Source organism: Streptomyces sp. NPDC104814, from assembly GCF_055583185.1.
In genome coordinates, this window is record NZ_JBVJOL010000008.1 from 258,619 (window position 1) to 273,543 (window position 14,925).

At 73.1% G+C, this 14,925-nt stretch carries 12 protein-coding genes; 7 read left to right on the plus strand and 5 right to left on the minus strand.

Going from position 1 to position 14,925, the window contains the following annotated elements; genetic code table 11:
* The first annotated feature begins 16 nt into the window (after nucleotides 1-16).
* From ACZ64A_RS26035 to ACZ64A_RS26050, 4 genes are all read left to right on the plus strand, one after another.
* Nucleotides 17-1,015: an esterase-like activity of phytase family protein gene (locus ACZ64A_RS26035; protein WP_469813550.1), complete on the plus strand. Its 999-nt coding sequence runs from the start codon at nucleotides 17-19 to the stop codon at nucleotides 1,013-1,015.
* Between the two features lie 148 nt (nucleotides 1,016-1,163).
* On the plus strand, nucleotides 1,164-4,883 hold the full coding sequence (locus tag ACZ64A_RS26040; protein WP_469813552.1) for an ABC transporter ATP-binding protein: 3,720 nt from the start codon (nucleotides 1,164-1,166) through the stop codon (nucleotides 4,881-4,883).
* A gap of 205 nt (nucleotides 4,884-5,088) precedes the next feature.
* Nucleotides 5,089-5,484: a hypothetical protein gene (locus ACZ64A_RS26045; protein ID WP_469813554.1), complete on the plus strand. Its 396-nt coding sequence runs from the start codon at nucleotides 5,089-5,091 to the stop codon at nucleotides 5,482-5,484.
* An 87-nt stretch (nucleotides 5,485-5,571) separates the two neighbouring features.
* Entirely contained in the window at nucleotides 5,572-6,984 is a 1,413-nt protein-coding gene (locus ACZ64A_RS26050) for a S28 family serine protease (protein ID WP_469813555.1), read from the plus strand.
* A 1-nt stretch (nucleotide 6,985) separates the two neighbouring features.
* Here the strand turns inward: ACZ64A_RS26050 and ACZ64A_RS26055 are convergent, their stop codons facing one another.
* The 3 genes from ACZ64A_RS26055 to ACZ64A_RS26065 form a co-directional block, all read right to left on the minus strand.
* Nucleotides 6,986-7,597 carry a hypothetical protein gene (locus ACZ64A_RS26055; protein ID WP_469813556.1) on the minus strand — a complete coding sequence of 204 codons (612 nt, stop codon included), beginning with the start codon at nucleotides 7,595-7,597 and terminating at the stop codon, nucleotides 6,986-6,988.
* Between the two features lie 115 nt (nucleotides 7,598-7,712).
* Nucleotides 7,713-9,551 (minus strand): glycoside hydrolase family 3 protein, encoded by a 1,839-nt coding sequence (locus ACZ64A_RS26060; RefSeq protein ID WP_469813557.1) that lies wholly within the window; start codon nucleotides 9,549-9,551, stop codon nucleotides 7,713-7,715.
* A gap of 161 nt (nucleotides 9,552-9,712) precedes the next feature.
* Complete coding sequence (locus ACZ64A_RS26065) at nucleotides 9,713-10,630, minus strand: LysR family transcriptional regulator (protein WP_469813559.1); 918 nt, start codon at nucleotides 10,628-10,630, stop codon at nucleotides 9,713-9,715.
* Between the two features lie 90 nt (nucleotides 10,631-10,720).
* Here ACZ64A_RS26065 and ACZ64A_RS26070 point away from each other — a divergent pair, with 90 nt between their 5' ends.
* Together ACZ64A_RS26070 and ACZ64A_RS26075 are read left to right on the plus strand one after the other, a co-directional pair.
* On the plus strand, nucleotides 10,721-11,659 hold the full coding sequence (locus ACZ64A_RS26070) for an EamA family transporter (protein WP_469813561.1): 939 nt from the start codon (nucleotides 10,721-10,723) through the stop codon (nucleotides 11,657-11,659).
* A gap of 13 nt (nucleotides 11,660-11,672) precedes the next feature.
* Nucleotides 11,673-12,317 (plus strand): GNAT family N-acetyltransferase, encoded by a 645-nt coding sequence (locus tag ACZ64A_RS26075; RefSeq protein ID WP_469813563.1) that lies wholly within the window; start codon nucleotides 11,673-11,675, stop codon nucleotides 12,315-12,317.
* A 60-nt stretch (nucleotides 12,318-12,377) separates the two neighbouring features.
* On the opposite strand, the gene ACZ64A_RS26080 is transcribed toward ACZ64A_RS26075, so the two are convergent.
* A complete protein-coding gene (locus ACZ64A_RS26080) occupies nucleotides 12,378-13,178 on the minus strand; it encodes a sugar phosphate isomerase/epimerase family protein (RefSeq protein ID WP_469813565.1) in 801 nt (266 codons plus the stop codon).
* Nucleotides 13,179-13,410: 232 nt separating this feature from the next.
* A complete protein-coding gene (locus ACZ64A_RS26085) occupies nucleotides 13,411-14,007 on the minus strand; it encodes a dihydrofolate reductase family protein (protein WP_469813567.1) in 597 nt (198 codons plus the stop codon).
* Between the two features lie 156 nt (nucleotides 14,008-14,163).
* Between ACZ64A_RS26085 and ACZ64A_RS26090 the strand changes: the two genes are divergently transcribed.
* On the plus strand, nucleotides 14,164-14,556 hold the full coding sequence (locus ACZ64A_RS26090; protein ID WP_469813569.1) for a tautomerase family protein: 393 nt from the start codon (nucleotides 14,164-14,166) through the stop codon (nucleotides 14,554-14,556).
* Nucleotides 14,557-14,925 lie beyond the last annotated feature (369 nt).

Consider the following 14,925-nt stretch of genomic DNA (forward strand, 5'->3'; position numbering starts at 1 on the left):
GCCTACGGTGACCGGCATGCGCTTCGGCCCCGTACTCGCCGGCCTGGCGGTGGTCGCCTCCCTGACCGCCGCCGGGCCCGCCAACGCCCAGGAAAACCACGCCTGTTCGCCCGCCGTGACCCTGCGGGGCTTCTCCGACGCCCTCGACAAGACGACGTACGACGGCACCTTCACCGGCAACCTCTCCGCGCTCGCCGTCGACCGGGACGGCTCCCTCGCGGCCCTCTCCGACCGCTCCGCCCTCTTCCGCCTGGACGGGCAAACGCTCGCCCCGACGTCCGTCGTGCCGCTCGCCGACGAGAGCGGGGCGCCGCTCGACTCCGAGGGCCTGGCGATCGACCGGGACGGCAGCCGGCTGATCACCTCCGAGACCGAGCCGTCGGTGCGCCGCTACGGCCCCGACGGCCGGATCCTGGAGCGCCTGCCGGTGCCGGACGCGCTGCGGGTCGCCCCGGCCGGCCGCGCGCGGGCCAACGGCACCTTCGAGGGGCTGACCCTGCTGCCGGGCGGCCGCACCCTGCTGGCGTCGATGGAGTATCCGCTCACCGGCGACCCGGCGGACACCGTCCGCTTCCAGACCTGGGAGCGCCGCGCGGGCCGCTTCCGTCTCGCCGCCCAGTACGCCTACCGCACCGATCCGGGCCTCGGCGTCCCCGAGGTGCAGGCGACCGGTGACGGCCGGCTGCTGGTCCTGGAGCGCGGCTTCACCGCCGGTGCCGGCAACACCGTCCGCCTGTACCTGGCCGACCCGCGCCACGCGGCCGACATCAGCGGGTCGGAGCGGCCGGCCGGCGTCCGCCCGATGCGGAAGTCCCTCCTCGCGGACATCGCGGCCTGCCCGTCGCTGGGCGCCACCGCGAAGCAGCCCCAGCCGAACCCGCTGCTCGACAACATCGAGGGGATGGCCGTCACGGACCGTGACCACGGCGCCCTGAGGGTGACGCTGGTGAGTGACGACAACCAGAGCCCCGCCCAGACGACCCGCTTCTACTTCCTGCGGGTACGGATCAGGTGAGCTGCCGGGCCACGGATCAGGTGAGCTGCCGGGCCTGGGCGGCGGGCCCGGACCCCGGGGCCGGCCGCCCGATTGTTGCGCGGGGATGAAATCGCCGTCCGCCGGCGTTGCAGCCTTGCGGTAGAGCAGGACCACTGGGAGGCATGGAGTGACACCGCAACGGGGATGGGCTCGGCGACTGTGGGGATACGCCTGGCGGTATCCCAAGGACGTCCTCCTCGCCCTCGGCTCCTCCCTCGGCGGCATGGCCGTCATGGCCGTCGTCCCGCTGGTCACCAAGGTGATCATCGACGATGTGATCGGCGACCACAGCCGCCGTATGGCCCCGTGGGCCGGCGTGCTGATCGGCGCCGCCCTGCTCGTGTACGTCCTCACCTACATCCGCCGCTATTACGGCGGCCGGCTCGCCCTCGACGTGCAGCACGACCTGCGCACGGAGATGTTCGGCACGATCACCCGGCTGGACGGCCGGCGGCAGGACGAGCTGTCCACCGGGCAGGTCGTCGGCCGGGCCACCAGCGACCTCCAGCTGATCCAGGGCCTGCTGTTCATGCTGCCGATGACCATCGGCAACGTCCTGCTGTTCGTGATCTCCCTGGTCGTCATGGCCTGGCTGTCCCTGCCGCTGACCCTGGTCGCGCTGGCCGTGGCGCCCGCGCTCGGCTACATCGCCCGGCGCAGCCGCACCAAGCTGCACCCCGCCACCTGGTACGCCCAGGCCCAGGCCGCGGCCGTGGCCGGCGTGGTCGACGGCGCGGTCAGCGGCGTCCGCGTGGTCAAGGGCTTCGGGCAGGAGGAGCAGGAGACGAACAAGCTGCGCGAGGTCGGCCGCCGCCTCTTCGCGGGTCGCCTGCGCACGATCCGCCTCAACAGCCGGTACACCCCCGCGCTCCAGGCCGTCCCGGCGCTCGGCCAGGTCGCGATGCTGGCCCTCGGCGGCTGGCTCGCCGTGCGCGGGCACATCACGCTCGGCACCTTCGTCGCGTTCTCCACCTACCTGGCCCAGCTGGTCGGCCCGGTCCGCATGCTCGCCATGGTCCTCACCGTCGGCCAGCAGGCCCGCGCCGGCACCGAGCGCGTCCTGGAGCTCATCGACACCGAGCCGACCCTGAAGGACGGCACCAAGGAGCTGCCCGCCGACGCACCGGCGACCGTCGAGTTCGACGACGTGACCTTCGGGTACGACCACGAGCGCCCGGTCCTCCAAGGGCTCGGCTTCGAGATCGGGCCGGGCGAGACGCTCGCCGTCGTCGGTTCCTCCGGCTCCGGCAAGTCCACCCTCTCCCTGCTCCTGCCGCGCTTCTACGACGTCTCCCACGGCGCCGTCCTGGTCGGCGGCCACGATGTGCGCGAGCTGACGACCGAGTCGCTGCGGGCCGCGATCGGCCTGGTCCCCGAGGACTCCTTCCTCTTCTCCGACACCGTCCGCAACAACATCGCCTACGGCCGCCCCGCCGCGAGCGACGAGGAAATCGAGGCCGCCGCGCGCGCCGCACAGGCGGACCGTTTCATCAAGGAGCTGCCCGACGGTTACGCCACCACGGTCGGCGAGCACGGGCTCACCCTCTCCGGCGGCCAGCGCCAGCGCATCGCGCTCGCCCGCGCCCTGCTCACCGACCCCCGCCTGCTCGTCCTGGACGACGCGACCTCCGCCGTCGACGCCCGTGTGGAGCACGAGATCCACGAGGCGCTGAAGGAGGTCATGCGGGGCCGCACCACCCTGCTGATCGCGCACCGCCGCTCCACCCTGAACCTCGCCGACCGCATCGCCGTCCTCGACGACGGCCGGCTCGCCGACGTCGGCACCCACGACGAGCTCCAGGAACGCTGTGCCCTCTACCGGCGCCTGCTCACCGACCCCGACGAGCTGGGTGGTGTCTCCCCGGGCCATGCGCAGCCCTCCGCGCCCGCCGAGGACACCTCGCTGCGCGAGGAGCTGGACGCCGAGTTCGACGCCGAGCGGGGCATCACGCCCCGGCTGTGGGCGGGCGAGCGTGAACCCCGGGACGCGGCGCTGCACGGTACCCCGGCCACACCGGAGCTGCTGGCCCAGGTCGAGGCGCTGCCCCCGGCCACGGACACCCCCGCCGTGGACGAGGGGGCCGCGGTCCGGCCGGAGGACTCCTACGGCCTGCGCCGCCTGCTGCGCGGTTTCGGGCTGCCGCTGCTGGTCAGCCTCGCCCTGGTCGCCGTGGACGCCGGGGTGGGCCTGCTGCTGCCGGTGCTGATCCGGCACGGCATCGACAGCGGTGTGACGAAGATGGCGCTGGGCGCCGTCTGGTCGGCGTCGCTGCTGGCGCTGCTCGCGGTGGTCGTGCAGTGGGCGGCCCAGGTGGGCGAGACCCGGATGACCGGCCGTACCGGCGAGCGCGTCCTGTACTCCCTGCGCCTGAAGATCTTCTCCCAGCTCCAGCGGCTCGGCCTCGACTACTACGAGCGGGAGCTGACCGGCCGGATCATGACGAGGATGACGACGGACGTCGACGCCCTCTCCACCTTCCTGCAGACGGGGCTGGTCACCGCCTTCGTCTCGGTCGTCACCTTCTTCGGCATCATGGCCGCGCTGCTCGTGATCGACCTCCAGCTCGCGCTGGTCGTCTTCGCCACGCTGCCGCCGCTGATCGTCGGCACGTACTTCTTCCGCAAGGCCAGCGTGAAGGCGTACGAGCTGGCCCGTGAGCGGGTGTCGGTGGTCAACGCCGACCTCCAGGAGTCCGTGTCGGGGCTGCGGATCGTGCAGGCGTTCCGGCGCGAGCGGGACGGCGGGCGGCGGTTCGCCGAGCGCAGCGACAGCTACCGCCAGGCGCGCATCCGCGGCCAGTGGCTGATCTCGGTCTACTTCCCGTTCGTGCAGTTCCTGTCGTCGGTGGCCGCGGCCGCGGTGCTGATCGTCGGCGCGGGCCGGGTGGACGCGGCGACGCTCACCACGGGCGGGCTGGTGGCGTACCTGCTCTACATCGACCTGTTCTTCGCGCCGGTCCAGCAGCTGTCCCAGGTCTTCGACGGCTACCAACAGGCCACGGTGTCGCTGGGCCGCATCCAGGAGCTGCTGCGCGAGCCGACATCCACCAAGGCCGCGCGCGAGCCGCTGGAGGTGCTGTCGCTGCGCGGCGAGATCGCCTTCGAGAACGTCCACTTCGCCTACGGCGACGACGAGGAGGCGCTCGGCGGGGTCGACCTGCGCATCCCCGCCGGGCAGACGGTGGCGTTCGTCGGGGAGACGGGCGCCGGCAAGTCGACCCTGGTGAAGCTGGTGGCGCGGTTCTACGACCCGACCGGGGGCCGGGTGACGGCCGACGGCACGGATCTGCGCGATCTGGACCTCACGTCGTACCGCCACCGGCTGGGCGTGGTGCCGCAGGAGGCGTATCTCTTCCCCGGCACGATCCGTGACGCCATCGCCTACGGCCGTCCCGACGCCACCGACGCGGAGGTGGAGGCGGCGGCCCGCGCGGTCGGCGCACACGACATGATCGCCACGCTGGAGGGCGGCTATCTGCACGAGGTCGCCGAGCGCGGCCGCAATCTGTCCGCCGGGCAGCGGCAGTTGATCGCGCTGGCCCGCGCCGAGCTGGTCGACCCGGACATCCTGCTGCTGGACGAGGCGACGGCCGCGCTGGACCTCGCGACCGAGGCACAGGTCAACCAGGCCACGGACCGCCTCGCGGGCCGCCGCACCACGCTGGTCGTCGCCCACCGCCTGACCACCGCCGCCCGCGCGGACCGGGTGGTCGTCATGGACCACGGCCGCGTCGCGGAGGACGGCACCCACGAGGAACTCCTCACCCGCGACGGCCACTACGCCCGCCTGTGGCGCACCTTCATCGGCGAGTCCGAACCGGAGGAACCGGTCGGCGCCACCCGCTGACCACCATGCAGCGAAAGGTGCGCAGTTCCCCGCGCCCCGAAAGGGGGGCGGGGAACCGCGCGCCCAGCCACGGCGAACCCGCGGACGAACGCGGACAACCCGGCCCGCGCGTCGTCTCTCTGACGGTCGTGCAACCATCCGACATACGTGCTGCGTCCGTACACTCGTACGCTTCGTGTCGCGCGGGACGTAGGGAGGGACGACTGTGGACTGGGCTGGGATACGGCGGCGGACGGCGGTCGGGCTGGGTGTGCTGACCGCGGCCGGGCTCTTCGCGGTGGCCACGCCCGGCGCTGCCGAGGCCGCGGCGGGGCCCACGCAGTGCGGCGGGCACAGGGTGGCGACACTGCCCTTCGCCACCGGCAGCGTGCAGGTCTACCGCAACGACGGCTACGTCTGCGCCATCACCCTGCCCCGGCGCCCCGGCCCCCGCCAGGTCATGTCGGTCGGCGTCCAGGCCCGCGGCGGGCGGCCCGTCGTGGACCAGGGCCGGTTCGTCCAGCGGGCCGGACCGGTCACCGTGCACGCCGGTCACCGCTGCGTCCGCGTCACCGGCTCGGTGGGCAGCGGAACGGTCAACTCCGGTTGGATTCTGTGCTGAACGGTTTTCTCTTTCTTTAACTCCCCCTGGTGGAAACGATGTTGCTCCGATAGCTTCCGGCGCACATCTGTCTCACAGGGAGGGTGCATGCGCAAGGCACTCAGATGGCTGCTGGCGTTCACCGTGCTCATAGGCACGCTGAGCGCGGCGGGCGCGGCCACCGCCGCCGACGCCACCGGCAGCCAGGACATCAAGGACCGGCTGCTCTCCATACCGGGCATGAGCCTGATCCAGGAGAAGCCGTACGCCGGCTACCGCTACTTCGTCCTGAATTACACCCAGCCGGTCGACCACCGCCACCCCTCGGCCGGCACGTTCCAGCAGCGCATCACCGTGCTGCACAAGGACGTCAGCCGCCCGACCGTCTTCTACACCAGCGGCTACAACGTCTCCACGACCCCGTCGCGCCGCGAGCCCACCCAGATCGTGGACGGCAACCAGGTCTCCCTGGAGTACCGCTTCTTCACCCCGTCCCGCCCCGCCCCCGCCGACTGGTCCAAGCTCGACATCTGGCAGGCGGCCAGCGACCAGCACCGCGTCTTCGAGGCCCTGAAGCCGGTCTACTCCAAGAACTGGCTCGCCACGGGCGGCTCCAAGGGCGGCATGACCGCCACCTACTACGAGCGCTTCTACCCGCGGGACATGGACGGCGTGGTCGCCTACGTCGCCCCCAACGACGTGGTGAACAACGAGGACTCGGCCTACGACCGCTTCTTCGCCTCCGTCGGCACGAAGGAGTGCCGCGACAAGCTGAACGCGGTGCAGCGCGAGGCGCTGGTGCGCCGCGAGCCGCTGGAGCGCAAGTACACCGCGTACGCCGCCGACAACGGCTACACCTTCACCACCATCGGCTCCCTGGACCGCGCCTACGAGGCCGTCGTCCTCGACTACGTGTGGGGCTTCTGGCAGTACAGCCTGCTCGCCGACTGCGACAAGATCCCGGCGAACGCCGCCACGGCGAGCGACGACGAGATCTGGAACTCCGTCGACGAGATCTCCGGCTTCTCCGCCTACACCGACCAGGGCCTTCAGACGTACACGCCGTACTACTACCAGGCGGGCACCCAGCTCGGCGCGCCCACCATCCACTTCCCGCACATCGAGAAGCAGTACATCCGCTACGGCTACCAGCCGCCGCGCAACTTCGTCCCGCGCGAGATCCCGATGCGCTTCGAGCCCTGGGCCATGCGCGACGTCGACACCTGGGTGCGGCACAACGCCCGCCACATGCTCTTCGTGTACGGCCAGAACGACCCCTGGGGCAGTGAGCGCTTCCGCGTCGACAAGGGCGCCAAGGACTCCTACGTCTTCACCGCGCCCGGCCTGAACCACGGTGCCAACGTGGCCGGTCTGGTGCCCGCGCAGAAGGAACTGGCCACCGCCCGCATCCTCCAGTGGGCCGGCGTCCAGCAGAACACCGCGCAGGCCAGGCCGCTGGCGAAGTTCGACAGCCGCCTCGACGTGCGTGACCCCGAGCGCGAGCCGGCGCTGCGCCCGTAGCTCACATCCGGCGGGCGCAGCCGATCGGCTGCCGGCCGCCGAGGCGCACGTACAGGGCCGTGGCCGCCGGGCACAGCGACCGGGCGGCCACGGCCCGCACCACCCGGTACTGCGGTGCGCGGCGGCCGCTGCCGTCGCAGGCCGTCTCACGCACCTGGCCGTCCCCCGAGCCGTAGACGCAGTCGCCGACGATGGTGCGCGGCCCGCCCCCGCCGCCCGGGTCGCCCGGATGCGGCGGCTGGAGGTTGCGCATGCAGGCGTACCCCTGCGGGATCATCCCGTCGCCGTCCTCGTCGGACACGGGCCGCTGTTCGCTGATGTGCAGCACGAAGTCGGTGGTCGGCGGGCAGGGCGGACCGCCGTCCGCCGCCCCGTCGTAGCGCGCCACGACCCGCGCGGCGGCCCGTTCCCCCGTGCAGGGCACCTCGGTGGCGTGCGTCGTGGAGAACGAGCTGCACTCGCCGGCGGCCAGGAACCGGGCCCCGTAGCCGACGGCCGACCCGGCGGGCACCGGCGGCCGCCCGTCCCCTCCGCTGCCTCCGGACGGCTGCCGGCACCCGGCCAGCACCGCCGCCAGCAGCGCGCACACCGCCACGGACCGGCTCCCGCGCATCCCGCCCCCCCTGGCACTCCCCGCGTCCAGCGTGACCCGTGGCCGGGGCGCACGCCAGACGCGCGGGGAGGTCCGGGCCGATCGCACGGGGGTGCGCCGGGGGCGGACCGCAGCGTCAGTACGCCAGGCCGTGCCCGATGGGATACAGCACCTGCGCCGGATCGTCCGCCCGCATCACCGGCACCGGCAGCTTCCCGCGCGGAGCGATGCGCCCGGCGATCACCCGGGCCGCGGCCCGCAGTTCGACGTCGGTCCACGAGTAGGACGCCAAGTAGGCCCGCACCTCGGGCAGCTGGGCCACGTCGTAGGGGTTGCGCACCGCGACGGCCACCACCGGCCTGCCCGTGGCGAGGAGCCGCCGCACCAGTGTGCGCTGGCTGCTGCCCGCGGTGACGTTGTACGTCCCGACGACGACCGCGTCCGCGTCGGCCGCCGCGGCGACGGCCCGGTCGATCGTCGCCGTGGACGGTGCCGTACCGGTGGACAGGGCGGTCGCGGTGAAGCCCAGCTCGGTCAGGGCGGCGGCGAGGACCCCGGTGGGCGGCCCGGTGGTTCCCGACGGCGAGGCCGGGTCGGCGCCGACGACGAGCAGCTTCTTGTGCTCACGCCGGTCCAGCGGCAGCAGCGCGCCCTCGTTGACCAGCAGCGTCGTCGTCCGCTCCGCGATCCGGTCGGCCGCCGCCAGGTGCGCGGGCGTGCCCACCGTCCGCTCCACACCGGCGTGGCTGACGTACGGCGCCTCGAACAGCCCGAGGCGCGCTTTGAGCCGCAGGATGCGCAGGATCGACTGATCGAGCCGTTCCTCGGTCAGTTCCCCGGTGCGGACGGCGGTGAGCACCGCGTTCCACGCCACGTCCAGGTCGGGCGGGTTGAGCAGCTGGTCGACGCCCGCCTTCAGGGCGAGCACCGGCACCCGGTCGTCGCCGTACTTGCTGCGCACGCCCTCCATGCCGAGCGAGTCGGTGACCACGACCCCGTCGTAACCCAGCTCCTCGCGCAGGATGCCGGTGAGGATCGGGCGGGACAGGGTCGCGGGGTCGCCGGAGGGGTCCAGCGCCGGGAACTGGATGTGCGCGGTCATGATCGAGTCGATGCCGGCCCTGATCGCCGCCCGGAACGGCACCGCGTCCAGCGTCTCCCACTGCTCGCGGCTGTGGGTGATGACCGGGAAGCCGTAGTGGCTGTCGACGGCGGTGTCGCCGTGCCCGGGGAAGTGCTTGGCGGTCGCCGCGACCCCCGCGTGCCGGTACCCGGTGACCTCGGCGGCGACCAGTCCCGCGACCGCGTCCGCGTCGGCGCCGAAGGAGCGCACGCCGATGACCGGGTTGGCCGGGTTGACGTTCACGTCGGCGACGGGGGAGTAGTCCTGCCGGATGCCGATCGCGCGCAGTTCGGCGCCGGAGATCCGGCCGAGGGCGCGCGCGTCGGAGCGGGAGCCTCCGGCGCCGATCGCCATGGCGCCGGGAAAGAGCGTGGCGGGCTTGCCGACGCGGCAGACGATGCCGTGCTCCTGGTCGGTCGAGATGAGCAGCGGCAGCCCGCGCGGCAGCGTCAGGGACGCCTGCTGGATGCCGTTGGACAGGTCGGCGATCTGCTGCGGGTCGCGGGTGTTGTGCGCCCACACGAAGTAGATGATGCCGCCGACCCGGTACTTCTCGATCAGCTCGGCGGCCGTGCGGACCCCGATCTCCTTGAGGTTGGCGTCGATGTCCGCCTGGTCGGGTGCGGTGGCCGAGTGGCCGTAGACCCGCATGACGAAGAGCTGGCCGACCTTCTCCTCCAGGGACATCCGGGAGATCAGGGCGCGCAGCTTCCGGTCGTTCTGCGGGGCGGCGGTGGCCGTCGCGGCGGGGCCTACGGCGAGGGCGGCGGTCAGCGCGGCCGTCGCGGCGAGGACCGTGCGTCTGGCGGGTCGTGCGGTGTTTCCCGTGCTGTCCGTGCTGGCGTGGTGCACGTGCGCTCCTTCCGGAGGGGGAACCGCTGAAGGAAACTTCCGAGAGGCCACCAATATCCGGGAAGTTTCTGCCAGTCAAGACAGTGCGCACGGGCCGCACTTGCGCGGGCGGGGGCCGCCGTCCGCGCCCTGGCGTCCCTGGCCGCAGCCGCCCGCGCCGCTCAACTCGCCGGACGGACCGACACCGTCGGCCAGTGCTCCTGCAGCGTGCGCACGGTCTCCGCGATCGACGGCCGCCCGGTGGCCCCGGCGCGCCACAGGGCGTACAGCCGCCGCACCGGCAGTGGATCGAGCGGCACCTCCACCACGCCCTCGGGCAGCGGGCCGCGCCCCAGCCGCGGGATCAGCGCGATGCCCAGCCCGGCGGCGACGAGCGCGACCAGCGTGGGGTTCTCCTCGGCCTGGTGGACGATCTCCGGCTCGTGACCGGCGCCCCGCAGGGTGCGCACCAGCCAGTCGTGGCAGACCCGGCCCGGCGGCTGGCAGATCCACCGCTGCCCGCCCAGCTCCGCGCGCCGCACCCCCGCCCGCCCGGCGAACGGATGGTCCGCCGGCACGAGCAGATCGCACAGGTCGTCCCCGATCACCGCCTGCTCCACGCCCGCCGGTGCGGGCAGCGGAGCGATGTCCCAGTCGTGCGCCACGGCGAGGTCGACCGCGCCCCGGGCGACCAGGTCCACCGACAGATGCGGATCGACCTCGCTGAGCCGGGCGTCCAGCCCCGGGTGCCGGGCCGCCAGGTCGGCCAGGACACCGGGCAGCAGCCCCCGCGCGGCCGACGCGAACGCGGCGATCGTCAGCCGCCCCGCCGGCACGCCGCGCCGCTCCTCCAGTTCGGTCTCGGCGCGCTCCACGATCGTCAGCAACTCCCGTGCCGCCCCGGCCAGATGCAGCGCCTCGGCGGTGAGCCGCACCCCCCGCCCGTCCCGCTCCAGCAGCGCCGCCCCGGTCTCCCGCTCCAGCTTGCCGATCTGCTGCGACACGGCCGACGGCGTGTACCCGAGCGCGGAGGCGGCCGCGGCGACACTGCCGTGGACATGGACGGCGTACAGAGCGCGCAACCGGTGCAGGTCCAGCACGGCCCCTCCTTCGGTCGTAAGTGCTGCTTCATCCAACCGTGCAGGAAACATCGCTGGTGCTAAAGGGTTCTGGACGGTGATCCTCGACGCATGCGACCTGCACATGTGACCCTCGCCGTCCTCGTCGCGGCCGTCTGGGGCGTGAACTTCACCGTCATCGAGATCGGCCTCGGCCACTTCCCTCCGCTGCTCTTCTCCGCCCTGCGTTTCCTGGTGGCGGCGCTGCCCGCCGTCTTCCTCGTCGGCCGCCCGAAGGTGGCGTGGCGATGGATCCTCGCGATCGGTCTGGTCCTCGGCGTGGCGAAGTTCGGGCTGCTGTTCGTCGGCATGGACGCGGGCATGCCGGCCGGCCTGTCCTCCCTCGTCCTGCAGATCCAGGCGGTGTTCACGGCCCTGATCGCCACCGCCGTGCTCGGCGAACGGCTCACCGGCGTACGGCTGCTGGGCATGCTGGTGGCGCTCTTGGGTATCGCGGTGGCGGCCGTCGACGAGGGCGCCTCGGGACCCCTCGGCGCGTTCGCCCTGGTCGTCGCGGCGGCCGCCTGCTGGGGCCTGTCCAACGTCCTCACCCGCAAGGCCGCCCCGCCCGACGCCCTGAACTTCATGGTCTGGGTGAGCACGGTCCCCGTCCTGCCCCTCCTCGCGCTCTCCCTCCTCCTGGAGGGCCCCACCCGCGACTACGACGCCCTGCGCGCCCTCGACTGGCAGGGCGCCGGCACGCTCGTCTACGTCGCCTGGGTCACCACCGTCTTCGGCTTCGGCGCCTGGGGCTGGCTGCTGCGCCGCCACCCGGCGTCCACGGTCGCCCCGTTCTCCCTGCTGGTCCCGGTCTTCGGCATGACGTCCGCGGCCCTGTTCCTGGGCGAACCGGTGAGCCCCCTGCGCTGGTGCGCCGCGGCGCTGCTGGTGGGCGGGGTCGCGCTCACGTCCCTGGCGCCGGCGCGGCGGCTCACCCCCGGCTATTTCGGTCGACGGCCGCAGCCGACTGCGGAAGACTCTGCGCTCGTCGGCAGCGCAGCACGCGAGTGAGAGGTGGCACGGGGTGGGCTTCACGCTGAAGGGCCCGGTTCTTCAGGGCGCGCTGGTGCGCCTGGAGCCGCTGGAGCACCGGCACGCCGCCGGTCTCGCGGCGGCGGCGGAGGAGAACCGGGACACGTACTCCTTCACCTGGGTGCCGCGCTCCGACGAGGTGCAGGCGTACGTCGACGCCCAGTTGGCCCGTGCGGCGGCCGGAACGCTGGCCCCCTACGCCCAGGTTTCCCGGGCGACCGGACGCGTCGTCGGGACCACGTCGTACTGGGACCCGCGCAGCTGGCGGTCCGAGGACCGGCTCGACGCGATCGAGATCGGCTTCACCTGGCTCGCGGCCTCCGCCCAGGGCACGGGCGTCAACGCCGAGGCCAAGCTGCTGCTGCTCCGCCACGCCTTCGAGGAGTGGGACGTCTCCCGCGTCGACCTCAAGACCGACGCCCGCAACGCCCGCTCCCGCGCCGCCATCGAAGCGATCGGCGCCCGCTTCGAGGGCGTCCTGCGCAACTGGTCCCGCTCCTGGGCCCCGGGCGAGGAGAACGAACTGCGCGACTCGGCGATCTTCTCGATCACGGCAGCGGAGTGGCCGGCCTCCCGCACCCGGCTGGAACAGCGCGTCGCCCGCCGCACGCAGGGCCGTACGGCGCCCGCGAGCTGAGCCGGAGCCCGCTCCCGGCCCGAGCCGAGGGCACGGCGTCCCGCCGGTCGGGCTCGTCGCTCAGGCCGACTCGTTCAGCAGCCGGCTCAGATGCTCGCGGCCCGCGTCCAGCAGCTCCGGCAGCGGCGCCGCCGACTCGTACCAGCGCTTCTCGTACTCCCAGCACAGCCAGCCGTCCCAGCCGTGCCGGGAGAGCTCCTCCACCACCTCGGCCAGCGGCAGCACCCCCGCGCCCAGCGCCAGCGGGGTCGTGTCGTCGGCGGAGGCGATGTCCTTGACCTGGACGTAGCCGAGGTGCGGGGCGAGCGCGGCGTACGTCTGCGCCGGCTGCTCGCCGCCCAGCCAGGTGTGCATCACGTCCCACAGCGCGCCGACGCTGCCGTGCCCGACGGGCCCGAGGAGTCTGATCACGTCCGCCCCGGTGCGATGCGAGTCGTGGGTCTCCACCAGCAGCCGCACACCGAGCGCGGAGGCGTCCTCGGCGGCCGTGCCGAGCCGCCGCGCGGCCGTCGCGTCGGCCTCCTCGCGCGACGGTGCGTCGCCGCCGCCGGGGAAGACGCGCACGAAGGGCGCGCCGAGGTCACGGGCCAGCTCCAGCAGGCCGCGGATCTCCTCGAGTACGGGCCCGTCGTCGCCCGGCGCGGCCACGCGCGCGTACCCCGCGACGCCGAGCAGCTCGACACCGGCCGCCTTGAACGCGGCGGCCACGTCGGCCCGCTCGGCCGGGGAGAGCCCCGGATGCACCGGCTCCTCGGGATGCGCGCGCAGCTCCACGCCGTGATAGCCGTGCGCGCCGGCCAGGCTCAGCACGTCGGGCAGGGGCAGACCGGGAACGCCGAGGGTGGAGAACGCCAGCTTCATGCTCAGGACCCTACTCGCAGCCCGCCGCTTCAAACGTTTCCCGCGGCTAGGGCCTGTCGTTTGGATCATCCCGGCGTCGCGTGGTCTGGCACGCACATCTGCCGCGTTGTCGTCGGTTGCCAACGCTCCGCGTTGGCGCCCTCCTCCGCCTTGCAGCTGCACGCACCAGACCCCGCTCGGGTCGGCCGAGATGCACCGCAGCTCACGGCCGGCCTGATCCAAACGACAGGCCCTAGTCCTGTGCCACGGCCCGGTAGACGCACACCTCGGCCCCGGTCTTCGCGGTCACCGTCGAGACCAGCTGGAACGGCCGCCGCACGCCGTCCGCCGGGAAGATCGACATGCCGCCGCCGAGCAGCACCGGCATCCGCATGAGCATCAGCTCGTCGAGCATCCCCTCGGCCAGCAGCGAGCGCACCAGGCGCGGGCTGCCCGCGATCAGCAGATCGCCCCCCGGGGTGGCCCGCAGGTCCTCGATCCGGTCCATGGCCTCACCGGCCCGGATCAGCCGCATGTTGTCCCAGGGCAGGTCGGACGCCTCGAGGGTGCCGGAGACCAGATAGGTGCGGACCGAGTTCATCCGGTCGGCGAAGATCTCCCCGGCCCGCTCCGGCCACAGGGTGGCCATGGCCTGCCAGGTCCGCTCCCCGCACAGCAGCGCGTCCGCCTTGGCGAGCGCCCCCTCGAACGCGCCGCCGACGACCTCCGGATCGACGTACGGCAGCGACCAGCCGGAGTGCGCGAAGTCGAGGTCGGTCTCGTCCTCCGGCTCGCCGGGCGCCTGCACGACACCGTCGAGACTGATGAACTCGCTGGCCACGGTACGCATAGAACTCATTCCTGCCGGTGCGGTGCCCGCCGCCCAGTATCGGGGCGTCATGCCCCTAGGTGGCCCATTCCCGCCCGCCGAAACGCGGAAGCCGTCACCCACCCGACTGTACCTACTAGTATGTACGAACCTGTCAGCCCGATCCCGGGAGCCCGCATGCCACTGGTCCGCATCGACACCCTGGGTCCGGACACGGCCCGCCTGCACGCGCTCGGCGACGCGGTGCACCAGGCGCTCATGGACGCCCTGGGCATCCCGCCCGAGGACCGCTTCCAGATCCTGACCGCCCACGACGGCACGACCAGCACCCTGCGTCACGGCGCCCACCTCGGCATCCCGCACGACGACGGCGTCGTCCTCATCGCCGTGACCCTGCGCGCCGGCCGCCCGACCGCGCAGAAACAGAACCTCTACCGCCGCATCGCCGAACTGGCCGAGGCCCACGCGGGCGTCGACCCGCGCAACGTGGTGGTCACCCTGTACGAGAACACCTCCCCGGACTGGTCCTTCGGCCACGGAGAGGCCCAGTACGTCACCCCCACGCCGTAACCGTCACCCCCGGTCCCGGCCCCCACGCCCACCCCCCGACGCCCCGGCGCAACAGGCGCCCAGGGGCGCGGGGAACGGCGCGCCCAACCACGACGAAACCCGCACGGGCCGCCGCAGGCGAATAGGGGCGCGGGGAACGGCGCGCCCAGCCACGACGACACCCGCACCCGGCACACGACCCGGCGCCACAGGCGCCCAGGGGCGCGGGGAACTGCGCGACCAGCCACGACCCACCCGCACCCGAACGACACCCCAAGCGCCGCAGGCCCCCGCACCCGAACGAGACTCCAAGCGCCGCAGGCCCCCGCACCCGAACGACACCCCAAGCGCCGCAGGCCAAGCACCCGAACGACACCCCAAGCGCCGCAG